The sequence below is a fragment of the Alicyclobacillus contaminans DSM 17975 genome (assembly GCF_000429525.1).
Taxonomy (GTDB): domain Bacteria; phylum Bacillota; class Bacilli; order Alicyclobacillales; family Alicyclobacillaceae; genus Alicyclobacillus_A; species Alicyclobacillus_A contaminans.
The window spans coordinates 20,596-38,501 of sequence record NZ_AUCA01000029.1; the positions used below are offsets into that span (position 1 = coordinate 20,596).

Here is a 17,906-nt window from a genome sequence, read left to right on the forward strand (position 1 = left end):
CATTGACGAAAAATACGGGCAATGATATAGTTTCATCAACATCCAATTAAATCGGTGAAACTCTTATCCAGAGCGGCGGAGGGACTGGCCCAATGAAGCCCAGCAACCACCGGTTACCCGGAGAGGTGCTAATTCCTGCAGGCAGCGCAAGCGGCCTGAGAGATGAGAGGAGTGCCTTTGTCTGCGTCCGCTTGACGAACCCACTCCCTCGGGAGTGGGTTTTCACTTCTCCAAATGGTTGCTCTGGAAAGGTCCCACCCAGTTCCACAGGAGGGCTTAGAACCATGCATATCGACACCCGATGTTCACAGGCTGGCAACCGCAGAGATCCGTTGACGGGGGCCGTCTCCACCCCCATTCACCACGCCACCACGTATGCGCATCCCGCACTCGGCGCGTCCACCGGGTTCGATTACACCCGCACGCTCAACCCCACCCGCCTTGTTCTGGAAGAAACCATCGCCTCACTGCACGGCGGCGCGCGCGGCTTCGCGTTTGCGTCGGGCATGGCCGCCATCGACGCGCTGGCGCGCTTGTTCCAACCGGGAGATCACGTCCTTCTGTCCGATGATCTGTACGGAGGAACCTACCGACTGTTTGAGCAGTTGCTTCGTCCGCTCGGCATTGATGCCACATACGTGAACACCTCCGACGTGCGCATGGTGGCGGAGCATCTGCAGGCCAACACCCGCGCCGTGTTTGTGGAAACCCCGAGCAATCCCACGCTGAAGATCACCGACATCCGAACCGTGGCCGATTTGGCTCACCGGCACGGCGCCTGGCTCATTGTCGACAACACGTTCATGACGCCGTACTTCCAGCGTCCGCTGGAACTGGGCGCGGACATTGTGGTGGAATCTGCCACCAAGTATCTGGGTGGACACAACGATGTCCTCGCGGGTACGCTGGTCGTTCGGTCCGAAGACCTGGCGGAGAAACTGTATTTCATCCAAAATTCCGTGGGCTCGGTGCTCGGCCCTCAGGATGCTTGGTTGTTGCTGCGCGGACTGAAGACGCTCCACGTGCGCATGGATCGACACGAATTCAACGCCCGCAAGTTGGCGGATTGGCTGAACCAACACCCGTTGGTGTCGCGCGTGTACTATCCGGGACAGGCGGATCACCCGGGGCGGGAAGTGCACGCCCTGCAGGCGGGCGGATTCGGCGGCATGATTTCCTTTGAAGTACCCGACGCAGCGTGGGTCGCGCCCCTGCTTGCCAATCTTCAGGTGATCACGTTTGCCGAGAGCCTCGGCGGCGTGGAGTCCTTGATGACCTACCCGGCGCGCCAAACGCATGCGGACATCCCGGAATCCATCCGTCAGCGGCTCGGCGTGACGGACACACTGCTGCGACTCTCGGTGGGACTGGAGAACGTGGATGACCTGATAACCGACCTGAATCAAGCCCTTCAAGTTGCCGTGCAAGGAGTGATGAGTCATGAGGCCTGACACCCTGGCTCTGCATACGGGCGTGGAATTTTGCCCGCACACCGGTGCGGCATCGGTGCCCATCTACCAGACGTCCACCTTTCATTGGTCGGATTTGGATCAGCCCCCTGATTTCGACTACGCGAGGTCGGGCAACCCGACCCGTGCTGCCTTGGAGCGGGCGGTGGCCGAGTTGGAAGGTGCGCGTCACGGTTTTGCATTCAGTTCAGGAATGGCGGCCATCACCGGTGCGCTGCTCACGCTGCCCGCCGGCAGCCACGTCATTGCGTGCGAGGACGTGTACGGAGGCAGTTACCGCGCGCTCACCCAGGTATTTCGCCGCCTTTCCATCGAAACCACGTTCGTCGACGCCACCGACCTGGACCAAATCGCCCACGCCATTCGTCCAAACTCGCGCGCGCTGTATCTGGAGACGCCATCCAACCCCAATCTACGCATCACGGACCTTTCTGGCGCCATCCAAATCGCGAAGGCGCATGGGCTGATGACGATTGTGGACAACACGTTCATGTCTCCCTATCTGCAAAACCCGCATCAATTCGGGGCAGATGTGGTGGTGCATTCGGCGACGAAGTTCATCGGCGGCCACTCGGATGTCATCGCCGGTGTGGCCACCTGCCAGGACGATGCGCTGGCGTCGGAAATCTACCTCATTCAAAATGGTTTTGGCGCCGTGCTCGGTCCCCACGACAGTTGGCTCCTGCTGCGCGGATTGAAGACGCTGCCCCTGCGCATGCGCCAGAGCCAGGAGAGCGCGGCGCGCATCGCCGCGTATCTCCAGCAGCACCCGAAGGTGCAGCGCGTGTTCTATCCGGGACTGCCTGACCATCCCGGCGCGGACATCCACCGGCGTCAGGCGCGCGGCCCCGGCGCCGTACTCTCGTTCGACATCGGCGGAGCGAACGAGGTGCGAGAATTCTCGAAACGCCTTCGACTGCCGCTGTTCGCCGTTAGTCTCGGTGCCGCCGAGACCATTCTCTCCTATCCCGCGCGCATGTCCCACGCCGCCATGCCGCAGTCGCAACGGGACCACCTCGGCATCTCCGACGGCCTGCTCCGACTGTCGGTCGGTGTTGAAGCTGTGGAGGATTTGCTCGAAGATTTGGACAGCGCGCTACACGCGCTGTGAATGAAAAACACTGCCCCCTGCGCGGGACAGTGTTTTTTTTGCACCCTATTCCACAGTCAAGGTGCACGTATCCAACAGCGCCAGCACATCGTCCACGCGCTCAACCATGGACCGCGCTCGAATCAGCCGTTGCCCCACCTGCAGCGCCAGCACTTCCGCCTGGTGTTTCTCTTCCGCCGGAAGGGAATCAAGGTCGGCCACATGGGCCAGGCCAATGACGCGCCGAATCATTTTACATCCGGCAAAACCCGTGGCGTCCTGCAGCAGTTGTTGCAAGAACGTATCCAGTAAATAAGGAAAGTGCGGGAATGCCCCGCTGCCCGCTTCCTCATACAGGCGCCGGAACGTCTGTGTAAAAGTGGTCCACAGCTCCCGAATCGCCGTGCGGATCCACTGCAAAAAGGCCGCATCCTGCGCCCGCCGCTGATGCGCACAGTAGCTGAGCAGCAAATTCGCCACCACCGCACCAATATCAAATCCCATGGGTCCGTAGAAAGCAAACTCCGGGTCAATCACCTTGGTTGCGTCAGCCCGCACCATGATGCTGCCGGTATGCAGATCGCCGTGCACGAGTGCCTGCGCCTCGGTCATGAACTTGTACTTGAGCTGAAACACCTCCCCCAACAGCACGCGATCCGCGCGCAGACGCTGGACCGTCTGTTCAATCTCCGCATCATAGTGGTTGTTGGAGTGGTCGTAATACGGTTCGGTGAACACCAAGTCCTCCGTGATTTTGCACAGCTCTGGATTCAGGAACTTCCCCACCATTTCCTTTTTCTTGGACGGCGCGAGTCCGAAATCGGACGTCCAAAACAGCGTCATTGCCAGAAAATGCGCGATGCCACGCGCAAATCGGGGATAGATGGTCGCGCGCATCAAGCCCTTGCGCAGGACCTCAAACCCCTTCAGGTCTTCCATCACGGTTGCCGCCAGTACGGGGTCGTAGTGATAGACCGCTGGGACCCATTCCTGACACAGTTGCCCCTGTATCTTCAACGCCTCCGCTTCAATGCGCGACCGCTCCAGCGTCAACGGCATGGCGCTTCCGACAACGCGCGCATAGGGCAGCGCCTGTTTAATAATGACACTGCGGCCTGATTGGCGACTCTCCACGCGAAATACCAGGTTCAGATTTCCATCTCCGATTTCCGTTGCCTGTAAGGTGTCCTCTGCAGCAAATAGCCCAAGCTGCCTGCAATAAGTCACCGCATCCGCTTCGGTCAGTGCAGTGTACGTGTTCCACGTCGTCATGACCGCCATCCTCCTTGACCATCCCCTGTAGGACCTCCCTTAGCAGCCACGGCTGCATAGCCTGAAACTGCTAGGCCAATCTGCGAGTCTTTTGCGTATAACTGAAAATCAACGCCACAACCAAGACAATGCCTTTGAAAATGTCCTGCGCGGTGTAAGAAATATTCAGCATCGTCGCGCCATTGAGAATCACTCCGAGGAAGAAGGCACCGACCAAGGTCCCGATGGCGTTTGGTTTACCGATGCCGAACACCGACAGGCCAATGTAGGTGGCTGTGACTGCGTCCAACAAATACGGAGAACCGGCCAGCGTCTCGCCCGCGCCTAGCCGCGCGGTCAGCAGCACGCCGCCAAAGGCAGCAAATCCGCCGGACAGGATATAAGCCAATGCTTTGTAGCGTTTGACCCGAATGCCGGTCAAATACGCGGCCAACTCGTTGCCTCCGATGGCGTACATGTTCCTGCCTGCGCGCGTATACGTCAGAAACCAGTGCGCCAGCCCCGCGCCGAGCACCAAAAGGAACAGCGGAATCGGAATATGCCACAGAGATCCTTGCGACAGTGCCATGAATGATTTCAGGATGACCCCGGGGGCCGTCGTTCCGTTGGCCATCGGCATGTTCGAATAAATGTTGGTGCCTTGACTGTAGGTCAACTGCAAGCCCTGGACCACAAACAGGGTGGCCAACGTAGCCAGAATATCCGGCAGGCGCAAGTACACAATGAGCAGGGCATTCAAAATGCCCACCGCCAGGCCTGCCACCAACGGCACCAGCACGGCCACCAACGTGAGCTGGCGATTCCAAACCATCAGCCCGGCAGCCAGAGCCCCAGAAAAGCTGGCGACGCTGCCGATGGACAAATCAAACCCGTTGACCGCCAGGGAGAACGTGACGCCCAGCGCAATGAATGTCGTAATCGTGATGGAGCGGATAATGTCCGAGAAATTGGCCGCGGTCAGAAAGCCCGGGCAGGTCACCGCAAAAAACACAATGACCAGTAGAATGAAGATCAGAGTACCGTAGCGTTCGAGAAACTTGCCCCAGGTCAACTGTCGTTGTCCGCCCCATTCCGCTTCAATGTTCACCGACACGGAGATATCCTCCCCCCGTTGCCATTTTCAACACTTCATGCTCACTGACATCCGCGTTGTACTCCGCTGCCACCGTTCCTTGGTACAGCACCAAGAGCCGGTCGCTCATGCCCAAGACCTCCTCGATTTCAGAGGAAATGAGCAGAATGGCCGCCCCGCGTTTCGCCAGCGCGGTCATCAGCCGGTAAATCTCCGTCTTGGCGCCGACGTCAATCCCTTTGGTCGGCTCGTCGAAGATGAACACCTGTCCTTTTAGCCCAATCCACTTTCCAAGCGATACCTTTTGCTGATTCCCACCGCTCAGCCAGCGCACCGGTTTGTCCAGGCTGCTCGTCACCAACCGCACCTGTTCAGCCAAATCCCGCGCCAACGCCTTGACCCGGGCTTTGCGCACCCAACGGCTGTCATCCGTAATGGACAGGTTCACGGTGCAAGATTCATCGACAAATACGCCCTGCTGTCTTCTCTCCTCCGGTATCATGTACATGCCAAGCTGCACAGCTTGATGGGGATGACAGATTTGACGCGCTACACCACCGAGTCGGATGGTCCCCGCCAGCGGCTGCGTCACACCGTACAAGGCATGCGCCAGTTCCGTCTTGCCGGCACCAACCAGACCCGTGATGCCGAGAATCTCACCGGCACGCACGGCGAAACTGACCCCGTGCACCCCCGGTGCTCGCAAGTTCTCGACTTCCAACAGGACTTCCCCCGGCGGCACTGGCGTTTTGGGATAATACGCAGCCAGCGATTCGGACAGCATGCCTTGGACCACGCGCTGGTGCAATTCCGCAGGCGGTGTGCCGGCTACATCCAGCGTGAACACCCGCTGCCCGTCACGCATCACTGTCAGCCGGTCTGCCAATGCGAACACTTCGTTCAGCCGGTGCGATATGTAGAGGACGGTCAAGCCTGCGTCCCGCAAATGGCGCAGCATGGTATGCAGCGCCTCAGCTTCGGCCGTGCCCAGGGAGGCCGTGGGCTCGTCCAATATCAACACCTTCGCCTGCCTACCCAAAGCCCTGGCGATGACGATCAGTTGTTTTTCTGCCAGCGACAGCATATGTACTGGCGTGCGTACATTGCCATGCCAGCCCACCACCGCCATCCACTGCTTGGCCGTGTCATATAACTTGGACCAACGAATCCACCGTGGCCCCGTCGCCCGTAGGAACAGGTTCTCCGCCACGCTCAGAGTGGGTACGAGCACCGTGTCCACTTCTTGGTAGACCGTGGCGATGCCCAAGGCTTCGGCATCCTCTGGGGAGGTGATCTCAACGGCCTTGCCTTCAAACTCCATTTGGCCCGCATCCTTCGCAATGCTGCCTGAGAGAATCTTAACCACCGTGCTTTTGCCGGCGCCATTGGCGCCAACCAACGCATGAACCTCCCCCTTTCGAAATTCCAAATCCACATTTTTCAGCGCGTGTACACCCGGAAAAGTCTTACTGATTCCATGCATCGCCAGAATCGGTGATTCCATCTGTCCGCCCCCTTTCACCGCGACATCTCTCCTGTTGCCTCAATGTTTTAACAGGCTCTGCAAAGCCGGCGTCAAGCCGATGTTGTTCTGGTCGGGATACGCCTTCTCAAACCACGCATGAATGGATTCGTTGGTTGGCGCGTTGTCCTTTGTCATTAAAGCCCCTGGTAACAGATAGTAACGGGGCACCGGTTGGTCATAGGCGGCAGCAACAGCGAAACGGGTGGCGACAACGCCATACTGATACACATCCGTACCGGCGGAAGCCATCCACGTACTGCCGCTCTGGCGCATCTTGGCCACATCCTGCGTGCTCAGGTCAATGGAATAAACCGGAACCGTCCGATGCAACGCCTGAATCGCTTGTTCCGCCCCCAGAGCGAACTGGTCCCAAGACGCCCAGACTGCCTTGATATCATTCGGATGCGCGCGCAATACGGCTTCCATGCGACTCATGGTGTCCGAGATGGTGGTATTGGTGGCGTCGCCGAACTGAGCCACCACGTGGATGTCGGGATATTCAGACTCCATGACCTTGAGAATTTTCATACGCTTGTCCATCGGCGCGTATCCACCCACCCAAATGACCACAATGTTGCCCTGACCATTGATGTCTTCCGCCATTTTTTCAATGGACAACAGCGCCAAATCATAATCGTCCTGTCCGAGTTGCGATGTCAGACCTGGCACGTTAATGGTCACATCCGAGGTGATGACCTTGATGCCTTGGGCAATGGCCTTTTCCACTTCGGGTTTCAGCGCATCCGCATCGCCGTGGTTGACAATGATGACGTTCGGCTTCTGTTGAATCACAGCGTCCAATTGGGACACCATTTGTTCACGATTGTGCTGCGCGTCTGTGGTGATGAGTGTCGCCCCGAACGCGGACGCCGTCGCTCGAATGCCGGACAAAAACTGTGCGGACCATTCGTCGTCGGTGTACTCAGAGACCACGGCGATTTTCGTCGGTTTCTTTTCCAGCACTACGGAAGACGATGGCGTGGATTGGCTGTCGGTGGATGTTGTGGCGTTCGCTGCGGCACCTGCGGCCACCGCGTTTTGCTGGGCCGTGGCGTCCTGGGTGCCATTGACGGATTGCTGCAGACTGCAGCCGGCCAAGAGCAGGGATAGGCCCAAGACCATTCCCAGTCCTGTCGATTTCCCGAATGTGCGCATCTTACTTTTCCCCCTTGCTGTGTCTTTACTTCCACGGCTCTCCGCACAACAACTGGCTGATGCGGCGCTGTGACAAGACGCGTCAACCCGTAACCCCGACGTTCTTGGACACGCTCGACGTGGTTACGTCGAATTATAAAAGAGTATTCCAATCTGTCAATAGGTATTTAATTGCGCGAAAAGTGCGGACTGTGACGCTGCCGCTCACACAGAATTTGTCTTGACTTACCGCCCGATTCACGGTACACCCTTAACGTGGGCTGTACATACATCACAGCGGCTGCAAAGGACAGAAAGGATGGTTCAGCGTGCTTTGGTTGCAGGTCGTCATCACCGCCATGGTGCAAGGCGTTACTGAACTATTCCCGGTCAGCAGTGTGGGACATGCCGTCATTTTGCCGTACGTCCTCGGCTGGACCAATATCTCGGATTCCGATCAGTTCTTGCCGTTCGTCGTCATGCTGCATTTGGGCACCGCGCTCGCCCTCCTCTGGTACTTCCGCAGGGATTGGATTGCCCTCATCGGCTCCCTCTTCCAATCTCGCCGCGGACACGTGAAGCGGCAGGAGAATTTCCGACTCCTGATGCTCATTGTGGTGGCCACCATTCCGGCAGCCATCATCGGGAAACTGCTGGAAAACAAATTTCGCGAGCTGTTTCCTTCCGCGGTCTCTGCCTCCCTGTTCCTGATGATCAACGGGGTGATATTGCTGATTGCGGACAGGCTTCGCCGCAAAGCAGGCACCGGACAAATTTCGCGGATGTCCTACGGGCGCAGTTTCATCATCGGCGTGCTGCAGGCGTTCGCCCTCATTCCTGGCATTTCCCGATCCGGCATCACCATGACCGCCGGTCTCGCCACGGGGCTCACATACGAAGAGGCCGCGCGCTTCAGCTTCCTGTTGGCCACGCCGGTGATTCTGGGCGCCGCGGTGGTGGAAATCCCGAAGGTGCTGCACGCGCACGCGACGGACATGTTGATGTACGGTTTGGTCGGCGGCGTGCTGGCGGCGGTGTTCGCGTATCTGACCACGGTGTTCCTGATGCGGTACTTCCGCACACAAGAGGTTCGTGCGCTGCGTCCATTCGCACGCTACTGTCTGATTGTGGGTGCGCTGGTGTTCATTCTGGCCGTCACCGGCATTCACCTGTAACTCGAGGACGCCGAGCGTTCCCCTTGGGGACGCTGGGACACCTCACCATGGCAAAGCGGGTAGTTCAGGCGAAGAAACCCTCGCCCGAACTACCCGCTTTCCGCTCATCGGAAGTGATTACTGCTTCTCGAGCACAAACCGGCCGACCAACGCCCGTAACCTGTCTGCCATCTGACTGAGCGATGTCGCAGAGGACGACACCTCCTGCATGGCGCTCGATTGCTCCTCACTGGTCGCCGACAGGGTTTCCATGGCGGTGGCGGTCATGGTTGTGACCTTCAGAACGCCGTCCATCGCCGCGCTCAATTGACTGGTTTCCTGCGTGATCTCGTCGACGGCCTGCGTCACGGCGCCCATTTGCGTGGACACGGTCGCCACCACTTCCCGAATCCGCTCGAAGGACGTTCCCGCCGCGCTGACTGTATGTACTCCGTCATCCACTTCGGAATGGCATTGCCGCGTGTACGCCAATACCTGATGGATGCCCGATTGAATGGACTGGATGAGTTCCGCAACCTGTTTGGCGGAATCGGAAGACTGGTCTGCCAACTTCTTCACTTCGCTGGCCACCACCGTGAAACCGCGTCCGTGTTCCCCCGCGCGGGCCGCTTCAATCGCTGCGTTCAGCGCCAACAACTGAGTCTGTCCCGCAATGCTTTCCATCGCGTCGACAATCCGGCCAATGCGGTTGGACTGCTCCTCCAGTCCGCTCACCACACGCTCCAGTTGTCCCACCGCCCCTTGAATCGAGTGCATTTGTTGCACCGCTTGACCGATGGACAGATGCCCGCCCTCGGTGACCTCGTCCGCATGAACGGCCACGGACGAGACCATCCGCGCGCTGTCCGCGATGTGCGCCATGCGCTCCGTCACCCCGGCCACTCGCGCCGTGCCGCCTTCCACCGTGGCCACCTGCTCACGCGCACCCACGGCTACCTGTTCAATCGTGAGACTCACGTGTTCCGCGCCGCGGCTCCCTTCCTCCGCGATGGTGCTCATGTTTTCGGCGGCCGAGGCCATCAGGGCGGAGGTGCGTTCCGCTTCAGAAATCAGCGACCGCAGCGAAGTCACCATTTGATTGAAGCCCATGGCCAACTGTCCCAGTTCATCTCCGGTCTTCACTTCCGCCAGTTGACTGAGGTTCCCATCTCCCACTTTGCGAGCCAGGCCCACGAGATCGCTGACGGCGCGTTTCATGCGATGAGACAGCAGCCAGGACAGGGCGAGTGTCAGCACGAGGACCACCAATCCCACCAGTACAGCTTCCGTGCGCAGGGAGTTTTCCTCCGCCAACAGGCTCTGCAAAGGAATGCCAATGAACCACATGCCGATAATCTGCATCTTCTCGTCGCGAATCGGTACGTAAGCCGTCTCGTACCGTGCACCGAGGATGGTCTCCTGTCCTGTGAACACTTTGCCCTGTTTGAGCACCGTATTCACCACGGCTGCAGGTGCCCGGTCTCCGACAGCAAATTTTTCACCTTTCTGCAAAGATGTGGCCACCCGCACATCGCTCTGGAACAGTCCCACCGCATCGCCGGTTTCCGCGCTGATTTCCTGCATCACCGAGGCGTTGTCGTTGAAGACCAACGAACCCTTCCATAACTTTCCGTTAATAATTTGCCAATTCCCGTTGAATTGGTTGTCTATGAGGGTCAAACTCACCTTGGCGTCTGAGGCGAGTTTGTTCTCGCTGGACTTCACAATCACACCCTGGGCTGTGTGGACGCCGAGGACGCCCACGATCAGAATGGAGATGAGTACAATGAACGTGAACGGAATCATGAGCTTGTACTGAATGCTGAAATTCTGGAATCGCCGCATGCGTTTCCCCTGCGCCAACTCCGGGTGTTCCAGATCTTGCTGCTTCACCAACGCCACTCCTTTGAAATTTTCCTGAGTCGGGCTTCGGGATGTTAGCCAATCCTTCCGATCACAGCACTTCCTCCCAACCAATGATCACTTCAAACCTAGCGGACGAGTGTGTAGTTCCAGTGAGTGCATTGTAAATTGTTTGTGAAGAACGTAAACGGCGTGTCAATCCCACCCATGAACGCCGCAGATCCATAAAGAGGGCCGCCCGCGGTGATACGGGCAGCCCTGTGGACAAAGATAGGTTCTGTTCTGTGGACAATCCGTCGCTTCATCACATCGTCGTTGCATTTGTGGAAAACGGAAACTGCGTGGCGTATTTCTGAAATTGTTGCTGAGCCTGCTGAATCTTTTGCGGCGTTTCGGCTTCGAGCTTGTACCAGCCTTTTTGAAACATGACATTGTAAGCGTCTCGCGCCGCCTGGTGGCTCTCGTTGAGAATGGTCATGATCTGACGGTGCAGGGCGTCGTGGCTGGCTTCGCGCGCCGCCGTATTAAAGCTGTCGGTCAGATACTTTTCGGTCGCCAACACATCATTCAGTCGATCCCGGTCGTTCATTTGCGGTCCCTTGACCTTGGGTTCGTTGGCAGGTTTCGGATTCTGAATCACCCGTGCCTGGGCGTTGTTTCCATTTTGTGCTTGCACGAAGGCCCCTCCTCTCACTGCATCGCCGCCGTCTGCGGTTGTTGGTTGACAGCTGTGGGCTGACACTGCTGCAGCAGGAGGTTGTAATGACGTTGGTGCAGCCGGCCGATTCTGTCCAAACATGCACGCACGTCCGGATCGGAACACTCCTGTGCGTAATGAGCGCATTTCTTCATCGCAATCAATTCCCACGACATGGCATCCTTCAGATAACTCAGATCTTTTGCGGTGATCACGTGAGGCGGCGTTTGCATCAGCGGCTGTGCCGCCTGCGTTGCCCCCGACGACTGTGTTTGCCCTTGCATTGCGCTCCCTCCTTTCCAAAGCATACTTAGCTTGCCTGTTCCCCGTTTCAATTATCCCCTTCAGGGGAGGTCTGCGATTGGAGACTTATTCACAAACTCATCCACATCTCCTGTGCAAAACTGTGGATATGTGCGTAACTCTGTGTATAACTGTGTGGCTTACCCACATTCCATCCCCAACTCCTCGGCCTTCTGTGCGCAAAAACATCGTCCCAAGCGCTCCACTCAACCAATCTCCCTGTGGACAACTTATCCACAACACGAAAAGCAGGCGGGTCCCGCCATAGGGCGGGCTCCGCCTGTGGATACGCTGTATGCTTCATTGATGCTGTTCATATCGCTGAGGCTTCAACAGTGACGTCAACGCGGCCACTTCGTCCTGGTGCAGAGGACCATCCCAGTGAGCTTGCAGAATTTCCGTCCACTGCTCCCGTGTGCGCGCACCGGGGATGGCCACCGCCACTGCCGCGTGGTGCAGGCTGTAGCGCAGCGCCAGCGATGCCAGGTGATCTACACCCCCCGCCACTTCCGCGAGGCGCGCGCGCAGCGTTCGCAATTCCGCCGCCGAATAGTCGAGGAATCCTGCATCGTCGGTCCGGCCGCGAGCGGTCAGCCAGCCCCTGCCGAGCGATCCCCGCGCAATCACGGAAATCCCGGCCGCCAGCACGTGGTCCAGCACGTCCTCCTCCGGACGTCTGTCCAAAATCCCGTACTGCGTCATCAGCGTCGCGATGCTCGACCGCTGCGCGTACTCGCGGATCACGTTTGGCCGAATCGACGAGATGCCGTACGCGCGAATGTACCCTGTGGTCTTCAACTGCTCAAACGCGTCGATGATGTCGTCCATCTCATCATCCAACGTTCCGCCGTGCAGTTGGTATAAATCAATGTAATCGGTCTTCAGCCTTCTCAGGCTGTCCTCCACCGCCTGCAGGATGTACGCTTTCGACGGCCCCCAGTACCAGCCCGGCTTCCCTGGCTCCCATCGGTTTCCGACCTTCGTGGCAATGATCACCTCGTGACGGCGCCCCTTGAGCGCTTCGCCGAGCCACATTTCATTCGTCCCCTGGCCGTACAGATCCGCGGTATCAAAGAAGTTCACGCCGGCGTCCAGCGCCAGATGCACCAGTTCGGCCGCCGTCTGCGCATCCGGAAATGACATGCAGCCAAGCCCCAACGGATGAACCCACAACTGCGTGCTTCCCAACCGCCGCTGCTCCATGTGTGCATCCCTCCGCCACCGTTTGGCTTCAGTATATCGGAGCTGCGGCTCGCACAACACCACACAAATGGGAGGCTGCACGACGAGGGTCTTCCGCCAGCATCACCGCGGACACCACGGCCACGCCGCGCGCACCCGCACGCACCACATCGGCGGCGTTGTCGGCCTGGATGCCGCCGATGGCGACCACGGGAATCTGCACCGCCCGCGCGATATCCCGCAGCACGTCCATGCCGCAAACTTCCGCGTCGTCTTTCGATGTCGTCGGAAACACCGCGCCCACACCCAGGTAATCCGCGCCATCCCGCTCGGCTTGCAGAGCTTCCTTGAGCGATCCGGCCGAAACGCCGATCCACCGATCCCCCATCAGGCGCCGCGCGTCCAGGCAGGGGATGTCCGACTGCCCTATGTGGACGCCGTCCGCGTCCGTGACCAGGGCGATGTCCACGCGGTCGTTCACGAAATAAAGTGCCCCCGCCTCCCGCGTGATGGCGCGCACGGCATGCCCCAGTTCCACAAACCGGCGGCCATCCTCCTGTTTGCGGCGCAGCTGCACCGCGGTGGCACCGCCCGCGACCGCTTCCCGGACCGCGCGAAGCAGGCGCTCCGTGTCATTGCCTTCGTCGGTGACCACGTACAGCGCCAGGCGTGTCTGGAGTTCCCGCCACCGCTCCCGCGTCATCGTCAAATCCCCTCCATGACGGAGATATTCGCCTGCCGATTGACCTCGTCCGACGTCAAATGGTACAGCGCGTCAAACAGGCGCGCCTGGAAGGTGCCCGGCCCCGCGGCATCCACTGCGGCGTGCTCTCCGGCCACATTCAGACAGGTCACCGCGGCCATCGCCGCTTCGGCATATGTGGAGACATCGCTGCCCCGCGGAACCACGCCGACAAACCCGCCGAGCAGCGCCGTGAGCATGCATCCGGAGCCCGTGATGGAAGCCAGCAGCGGATGGCCGTTGGCCAGGCGCCACACGGTCTCGCCGTCCGTCACCAGATCCTCCGCCCCGGTGGCCACCACCACCGTCCGGTGCGCTTTGGCGTACGCCTTCATCGCCGCCGGCAGAGCCGCGCTGGCTCCAGCCGAATCCACCCCGCGCACTTCACCCCCGCAGCCGAGAAACACACCGACTTCGCCGGCGTTGCCGCGCAGCACCGTGAAGTGCATCGCATCGCCGAGTCGCTGCGCCGCCTCGGAGCGGAACGGTGTCGCGCCAATGCCGACCGGATCGAACACAATCGGCACCTGATGCGCGTTGGCAGACTGCCCTGCTTTCACCATCACATCGAGGATGGCGGACGAAATGGTTCCCATGTTCAGCGCCAAAGCGCTGGCAATCCGCGCCATGTCCGCCACTTCCTCCGGCGCGTCCGCCATCACCGGCGACGCCCCCGCCGACAACAGGACATTCGCCGCAATATTGGTCACCACGATATTCGTGATGTTGTGCACCAGCGGCCGCTGTTCACGCACCTGTTCCAACCAATATCCCAAATTCACGCAAATCTCCTCCATTCCCGAGATGCTGCCGCATCTTCGTGCCAATTGTCGCCATCCCACACGTAGAAACCGCCCGCCACAGGGTTGAACGAAGCCGGGACGGGCACGGAGTGATTGGTCGGCCCGTGCCCCGTTCCCACGTCCCAGCCGACGCTGCCGGCGATGGCCCGCGACACAAACGCCTTGCCCGCCGCAATGGCGGCCAGCGGTGCCGCGCCGCTGGCCAATGCGGCGGCCACCGCCGCCGAAAAGGTGCAGCCGGTGCCATGGGTATTCTCGCTGATCACGCGGGGCGCGGCGAAATACGTGAACTGCTCCTCGGTGTACACCACATCCACGGACAGGTCCCATCGACCCGTGGCCGACATTCCATCCGAAGGCGCGTGGCCCCCCTTCACCACCACGACCTGCGAGCCAAAGCCGGCAATTCGGCGAGCGGCTTGATGGCACGCCGCCCAGTCGGCCAACCGCTCGCCGTACAGGACCTCTGCCTCCGGCACGTTCGGCGTGACCACCGCCGCCAACGGCAGCAGGGTTTGCCTCAAGGCCTCCGTGGCATCGGCGGCCAACAACCGATGGCCGCCCTTTGCGACCATCACCGGATCCACCACCAATGGCACCCGCGGCTGACTTTGCAGGAAATCCGCGACAGCCCGGATAATGGCCGAGGACGCCAGCATCCCCGTCTTGACGGCGTCCGGTCGCAGATCCGTAAACACCGACGTCAATTGTTCGAGCACAAAGGACACAGGCACCTCGTGCACCGCCTGCACCCCGGTGGTGTTCTGAGCGGTCAACGCCGTGAGCACAGACATGCCAAAAACCCCGAATTGGTGCATCGTTTTCAAATCCGCCTGGATTCCGGCGCCGCCGCCGCTGTCACTCCCGGCAATGGTCAGCGCACGGACCACGTGCCCCTTCTCCGTCATCTGCATCTCGTCATCCCCCCATCTCTGTTGAACTCCGTCTATGCTTGCTCCGCCAGCGCCCACGCCTGCTGGCGCCAGGCCATGTCAAAAAATTCATACTCCAACTGGCAACTGGTGAGAAACGCGCGGCGCATGGAAATCCGCTCCCTTTCTCCCGCCTGTTCCGCCAATTCGTCCAATCGTGCCAAAACATCCCGCAGGCTGTCTTGCATCGCTGGACTGGCGTAAAATCGCATCCAGTCGTAAAAGCGGTGCGCGGGCGTTGGCCGCACCGATGCGCAGAGACGCTCCGCCACATCGACGTACATCCAGTGGCATGGGAGCACGGCAGCCAAAATTTCCCCTAGGCTACCCGCGTACGCCGTTGCCAGCAGGTGCTGCGCGTAATGGTGGGCGGACGGTGACCATTCCGCCGACGGCAGGCTGGCGTAGTCCTGTCCGGCTGCTCGGCAGAGATTCTCGTGCGCCGTGGATTCGCCGGACAACACCACCGCCAGCCGTTCATGGAAGAATCGCATTTCCGCCAGATCCCGCGACTTTGCCAGGGCCAATCCGTACACCTTCGCGTACGTTTGCAGATAGCGGACATCCTGTTGCACATAGTGCAGGAGCGCTGCGGGCGGCACATTCTCGCAGGCAAGCCCCTGTACGAACGGATGCTGATAGACCGCGTCGAACAACGGTGCCGCCTCACTGCGCAAAGCGCTCGTAAACGACATAAAAAACAGCCTCCTTTTCAACATCGGGAGGCCGCTTGGGGAAAACGGAGCAGGTCGGTGCAGTCACCCGTCCCCACCTGCTCCACGCCACTTTCCTACGCTGGTATTACCCAGTTCAGGTGCTAAGGGTCCAAGGTTTCCCTTGTCTCAGCAGTGCAGCTCCCCTAGTGGCCTGTGCCATGTTCAGTTGTTGTCTGTACCATATCACGGATTGCGCACGTTGGGTAGAGGTCAGCGCAATCGATATTCCGCAAACGGTTCACGGTACACAAACGCCCGGCTCCACTCGTCCAGTGTTTGCAGCGTCTCCGGGGTCAGGACCAGATCCACGCTCTTCACGTTCTCCTGCACCTGTTCCGGACGCGTTGCGCCCACGATGATGGTGGAGACCGCCGGCTGCTCCATCAGCCACGCCAGCGACACCGCGCCCGCCGTGGTGTCCAATTCCTCGGCCAGCCGCGCCACCTTCGCGCCCAGCAACACCCGCTGTTCATCCAACCGCTTGGCGAAATTCGGGTCCTTTTCCGCGCGCGATCCGGCCGGTTTCCCACCCCCCGCGTACTTGCCGGTGAGAATCCCGCCGGCCAGCGGAAAATACGGAATGATGCCGATGCCCTGATCCACACACAGCGGCACCAGTTCCCGTTCAATGGTCCTGTCGGCCAGGGAATAGCACGGTTGGATGGAGACGAACCGGTTGAGTCCGAGCCGTTCCGACACACCGAGCGCCTTCATCAACTCCCAGGCCGCGTAGTTGGAGGCGCCGATATACCGCACCTTCCCCTGCCGCACCATGTCGTCGAGCGCGCGGAGCGTTTCCTCCAGCGGCGTGTGCGGATCGAACGCGTGAATCTGATACAGGTCCACGTAGTCCGTCTGCAGACGCCGCAGGCTGCCCTCGAGTTCCCGCATCAGGTGCACCCTTGATCCGCCTCGTTCATTCGGACCTTCGCCGCGAGGCATGCCCGCCTTCGTGGCCAGCACCACTTCTTGGCGACGCCCAGCGAGCGCTTCGCCGATGATCTGTTCCGACATCGTGTTTGTATAAATGTTGGCAGTATCAATGAAGTTGACGCCCGCGTCGAGGGCGGCGTGAATCACCTGAATGGAAGCCGCCTTGTCCGCGCGGCCGCCGAACGCGTTGGTTCCAAGCCCCAGTACGGACACTTCCAATCCACTCTGTCCCAGCCGACGATACTGCATCGTTCGCATCCCTCCAACCTGCGTGGTCCCTGTTTCCCCTCCAGCATAACGAAACCGGGTTTGCGTTGGCAAACACCACCACCCAGCATCCGTGCGCCATGCCGGGTGGATACGCTGACCGGTCGTGATTGGGATGTGACACATCGCTGTGGGTGGATCATCGCCACGTCCATCTCCCGCGCGCATATCAAACCGCGTGCGCCCTGGATTGTCCACGAACAGGCCGTACGGTTGCTCGCCCCCGGTGTGGATGAGAAAGGGACGGACACATACAGCGCGTCCGTTTCCGGGTTGTGCGGCGCGTACACGTCCGAGTTCCACATGGTGTACGCCTCCCCCTGTTTGTCGAGAAACCCAGGCTTCTCGCCCAACCCGTAAAATGGTCTGTCGGCGCAGCGTGCTGGACGTTCAGTGCCTGTGTTCCATCTATCTTGCATAGGTTTCATACGCACCCTGGCTGCGTCCGCGTATGGAAACGGGGAAAACGGGCATGTTAACCACGTATTCGAACGCAGCGTCAGCGAAGACGTGCTCCAGAACAAACATTATGCTGGATTCTTGTGATTCAGTTCTATGTGTAAATTTAGCAAACATATGGAATTGAAAACGCTTACGATTGCGGTTAAAATATCGGTCATAGTCTAATTGAAATTTTCTCTCGCCGCGAATTGGAGGTGCGTGAATGCAGAAAGGTTTGACTATGGTATAATGATTTATCTCGGAGTTACAGTTTGATAATATTTTCGTTGTTTATGCATGAATCTACCCAC

The 17,906-nt window shown here is 59.4% G+C and carries 17 protein-coding genes and 2 riboswitches; of the genes, 3 read left to right on the plus strand and 14 right to left on the minus strand.

The genetic code is table 11. From position 1 onward, the window contains the following. Nucleotides 1-60 precede the first annotated feature (60 nt). Nucleotides 61-169: riboswitch (SAM riboswitch) on the plus strand. Nucleotides 170-284: 115 nt separating this feature from the next. Then, the gene (locus G463_RS0111460; protein WP_026975271.1) at nt 285-1,451 is read left to right on the plus strand and encodes a trans-sulfuration enzyme family protein; all 1,167 of its coding nucleotides are present in this window, start codon (nt 285-287) and stop codon (nt 1,449-1,451) included. Beyond that, the gene (locus tag G463_RS0111465) at nt 1,441-2,580 is read left to right on the plus strand and encodes a trans-sulfuration enzyme family protein (RefSeq protein ID WP_051322230.1); all 1,140 of its coding nucleotides are present in this window, start codon (nt 1,441-1,443) and stop codon (nt 2,578-2,580) included. The genes G463_RS0111460 and G463_RS0111465 overlap by 11 nt, the downstream gene beginning before the upstream one ends. A gap of 45 nt (nt 2,581-2,625) precedes the next feature. On the opposite strand, the gene mtnK is transcribed toward G463_RS0111465, so the two are convergent. The 4 genes from mtnK to G463_RS0111485 form a co-directional block, all read right to left on the minus strand. Beyond that, on the minus strand, nt 2,626-3,831 hold the full coding sequence (gene mtnK, locus G463_RS0111470; protein ID WP_026975273.1) for an S-methyl-5-thioribose kinase: 1,206 nt from the start codon (nt 3,829-3,831) through the stop codon (nt 2,626-2,628). Nucleotides 3,832-3,901: 70 nt separating this feature from the next. After that, complete coding sequence (locus G463_RS0111475) at nt 3,902-4,918, minus strand: ABC transporter permease (protein ID WP_425387070.1); 1,017 nt, start codon at nt 4,916-4,918, stop codon at nt 3,902-3,904. Further along, complete coding sequence (locus tag G463_RS0111480) at nt 4,908-6,407, minus strand: sugar ABC transporter ATP-binding protein (RefSeq protein WP_035487038.1); 1,500 nt, start codon at nt 6,405-6,407, stop codon at nt 4,908-4,910. Before G463_RS0111480 ends, G463_RS0111475 begins: the two co-directional genes overlap by 11 nt. Nucleotides 6,408-6,446: 39 nt before the next feature. Next, complete coding sequence (locus G463_RS0111485; protein WP_026975276.1) at nt 6,447-7,583, minus strand: sugar ABC transporter substrate-binding protein; 1,137 nt, start codon at nt 7,581-7,583, stop codon at nt 6,447-6,449. 308 nt (nt 7,584-7,891) lie between these two features. Between G463_RS0111485 and G463_RS0111490 the strand changes: the two genes are divergently transcribed. Next, the gene (locus G463_RS0111490; RefSeq protein WP_026975277.1) at nt 7,892-8,737 is read left to right on the plus strand and encodes an undecaprenyl-diphosphate phosphatase; all 846 of its coding nucleotides are present in this window, start codon (nt 7,892-7,894) and stop codon (nt 8,735-8,737) included. A 117-nt stretch (nt 8,738-8,854) separates the two neighbouring features. On the opposite strand, the gene G463_RS0111495 is transcribed toward G463_RS0111490, so the two are convergent. The 10 genes from G463_RS0111495 to G463_RS23610 all read right to left on the minus strand — a co-directional run bounded on the left by G463_RS0111495 (nt 8,855) and on the right by G463_RS23610 (nt 17,582). Further along, a complete protein-coding gene (locus G463_RS0111495) occupies nt 8,855-10,609 on the minus strand; it encodes a methyl-accepting chemotaxis protein (protein ID WP_035487040.1) in 1,755 nt (584 codons plus the stop codon). Between the two features lie 274 nt (nt 10,610-10,883). After that, nucleotides 10,884-11,255 carry a spore coat protein gene (locus G463_RS0111500; RefSeq protein WP_425387069.1) on the minus strand — a complete coding sequence of 124 codons (372 nt, stop codon included), beginning with the start codon at nt 11,253-11,255 and terminating at the stop codon, nt 10,884-10,886. Between the two features lie 14 nt (nt 11,256-11,269). Further along, nucleotides 11,270-11,560, minus strand: a complete 291-nt coding sequence (locus G463_RS20130) for a hypothetical protein (protein WP_035487045.1) — start codon at nt 11,558-11,560, stop codon at nt 11,270-11,272. Between the two features lie 319 nt (nt 11,561-11,879). After that, nucleotides 11,880-12,782 carry an aldo/keto reductase gene (locus G463_RS0111510; RefSeq protein ID WP_026975280.1) on the minus strand — a complete coding sequence of 301 codons (903 nt, stop codon included), beginning with the start codon at nt 12,780-12,782 and terminating at the stop codon, nt 11,880-11,882. A gap of 28 nt (nt 12,783-12,810) precedes the next feature. After that, the gene (thiE, locus tag G463_RS0111515) at nt 12,811-13,464 is read right to left on the minus strand and encodes a thiamine phosphate synthase (RefSeq protein ID WP_026975281.1); all 654 of its coding nucleotides are present in this window, start codon (nt 13,462-13,464) and stop codon (nt 12,811-12,813) included. Nucleotides 13,465-13,466: 2 nt separating this feature from the next. Next, the gene (thiM, locus tag G463_RS0111520) at nt 13,467-14,285 is read right to left on the minus strand and encodes a hydroxyethylthiazole kinase (protein WP_026975282.1); all 819 of its coding nucleotides are present in this window, start codon (nt 14,283-14,285) and stop codon (nt 13,467-13,469) included. After that, the gene (gene thiD / locus G463_RS0111525; RefSeq protein WP_026975283.1) at nt 14,282-15,220 is read right to left on the minus strand and encodes a bifunctional hydroxymethylpyrimidine kinase/phosphomethylpyrimidine kinase; all 939 of its coding nucleotides are present in this window, start codon (nt 15,218-15,220) and stop codon (nt 14,282-14,284) included. Before thiD ends, thiM begins: the two co-directional genes overlap by 4 nt. A gap of 32 nt (nt 15,221-15,252) precedes the next feature. Beyond that, nucleotides 15,253-15,933, minus strand: coding sequence for a thiaminase II (gene tenA / locus G463_RS0111530; protein WP_026975284.1), 681 nt, complete (start codon nt 15,931-15,933; stop codon nt 15,253-15,255). Nucleotides 15,934-16,008: 75 nt separating this feature from the next. Continuing rightward, a riboswitch (TPP riboswitch) is annotated at nt 16,009-16,109 on the minus strand. Between the two features lie 55 nt (nt 16,110-16,164). After that, entirely contained in the window at nt 16,165-17,136 is a 972-nt protein-coding gene (locus tag G463_RS0111535; protein WP_026975285.1) for an aldo/keto reductase, read from the minus strand. Next, the gene (locus G463_RS23610) at nt 17,031-17,582 is read right to left on the minus strand and encodes a hypothetical protein (protein WP_342663824.1); all 552 of its coding nucleotides are present in this window, start codon (nt 17,580-17,582) and stop codon (nt 17,031-17,033) included. Before G463_RS23610 ends, G463_RS0111535 begins: the two co-directional genes overlap by 106 nt. Nucleotides 17,583-17,906: the final 324 nt, after the last annotated feature.

What these genes read in the sequence shown, in the direction of transcription:
- G463_RS0111460 (WP_026975271.1), top strand. Translation starts at nt 285, where the DNA reads ATGCATATCGACACCCGATGTTCACAGGCTGGCAACCGCAGAGATCCG.
- G463_RS0111465 (WP_051322230.1), top strand. Translation starts at nt 1,441, where the DNA reads ATGAGGCCTGACACCCTGGCTCTGCATACGGGCGTGGAATTTTGCCCG.
- mtnK (WP_026975273.1), bottom strand. Translation starts at nt 3,831, where the DNA reads ATGACGACGTGGAACACGTACACTGCACTGACCGAAGCGGATGCGGTG.
- G463_RS0111480 (WP_035487038.1), bottom strand. Translation starts at nt 6,407, where the DNA reads ATGGAATCACCGATTCTGGCGATGCATGGAATCAGTAAGACTTTTCCG.
- G463_RS0111485 (WP_026975276.1), bottom strand. Translation starts at nt 7,583, where the DNA reads ATGCGCACATTCGGGAAATCGACAGGACTGGGAATGGTCTTGGGCCTA.
- G463_RS20130 (WP_035487045.1), bottom strand. Translation starts at nt 11,560, where the DNA reads ATGCAAGGGCAAACACAGTCGTCGGGGGCAACGCAGGCGGCACAGCCG.
- G463_RS0111510 (WP_026975280.1), bottom strand. Translation starts at nt 12,782, where the DNA reads ATGGAGCAGCGGCGGTTGGGAAGCACGCAGTTGTGGGTTCATCCGTTG.
- thiE (WP_026975281.1), bottom strand. Translation starts at nt 13,464, where the DNA reads ATGACGCGGGAGCGGTGGCGGGAACTCCAGACACGCCTGGCGCTGTAC.
- thiD (WP_026975283.1), bottom strand. Translation starts at nt 15,220, where the DNA reads ATGCAGATGACGGAGAAGGGGCACGTGGTCCGTGCGCTGACCATTGCC.
- tenA (WP_026975284.1), bottom strand. Translation starts at nt 15,933, where the DNA reads ATGTCGTTTACGAGCGCTTTGCGCAGTGAGGCGGCACCGTTGTTCGAC.
- G463_RS0111535 (WP_026975285.1), bottom strand. Translation starts at nt 17,136, where the DNA reads ATGCAGTATCGTCGGCTGGGACAGAGTGGATTGGAAGTGTCCGTACTG.
- G463_RS23610 (WP_342663824.1), bottom strand. Translation starts at nt 17,582, where the DNA reads ATGAAACCTATGCAAGATAGATGGAACACAGGCACTGAACGTCCAGCA.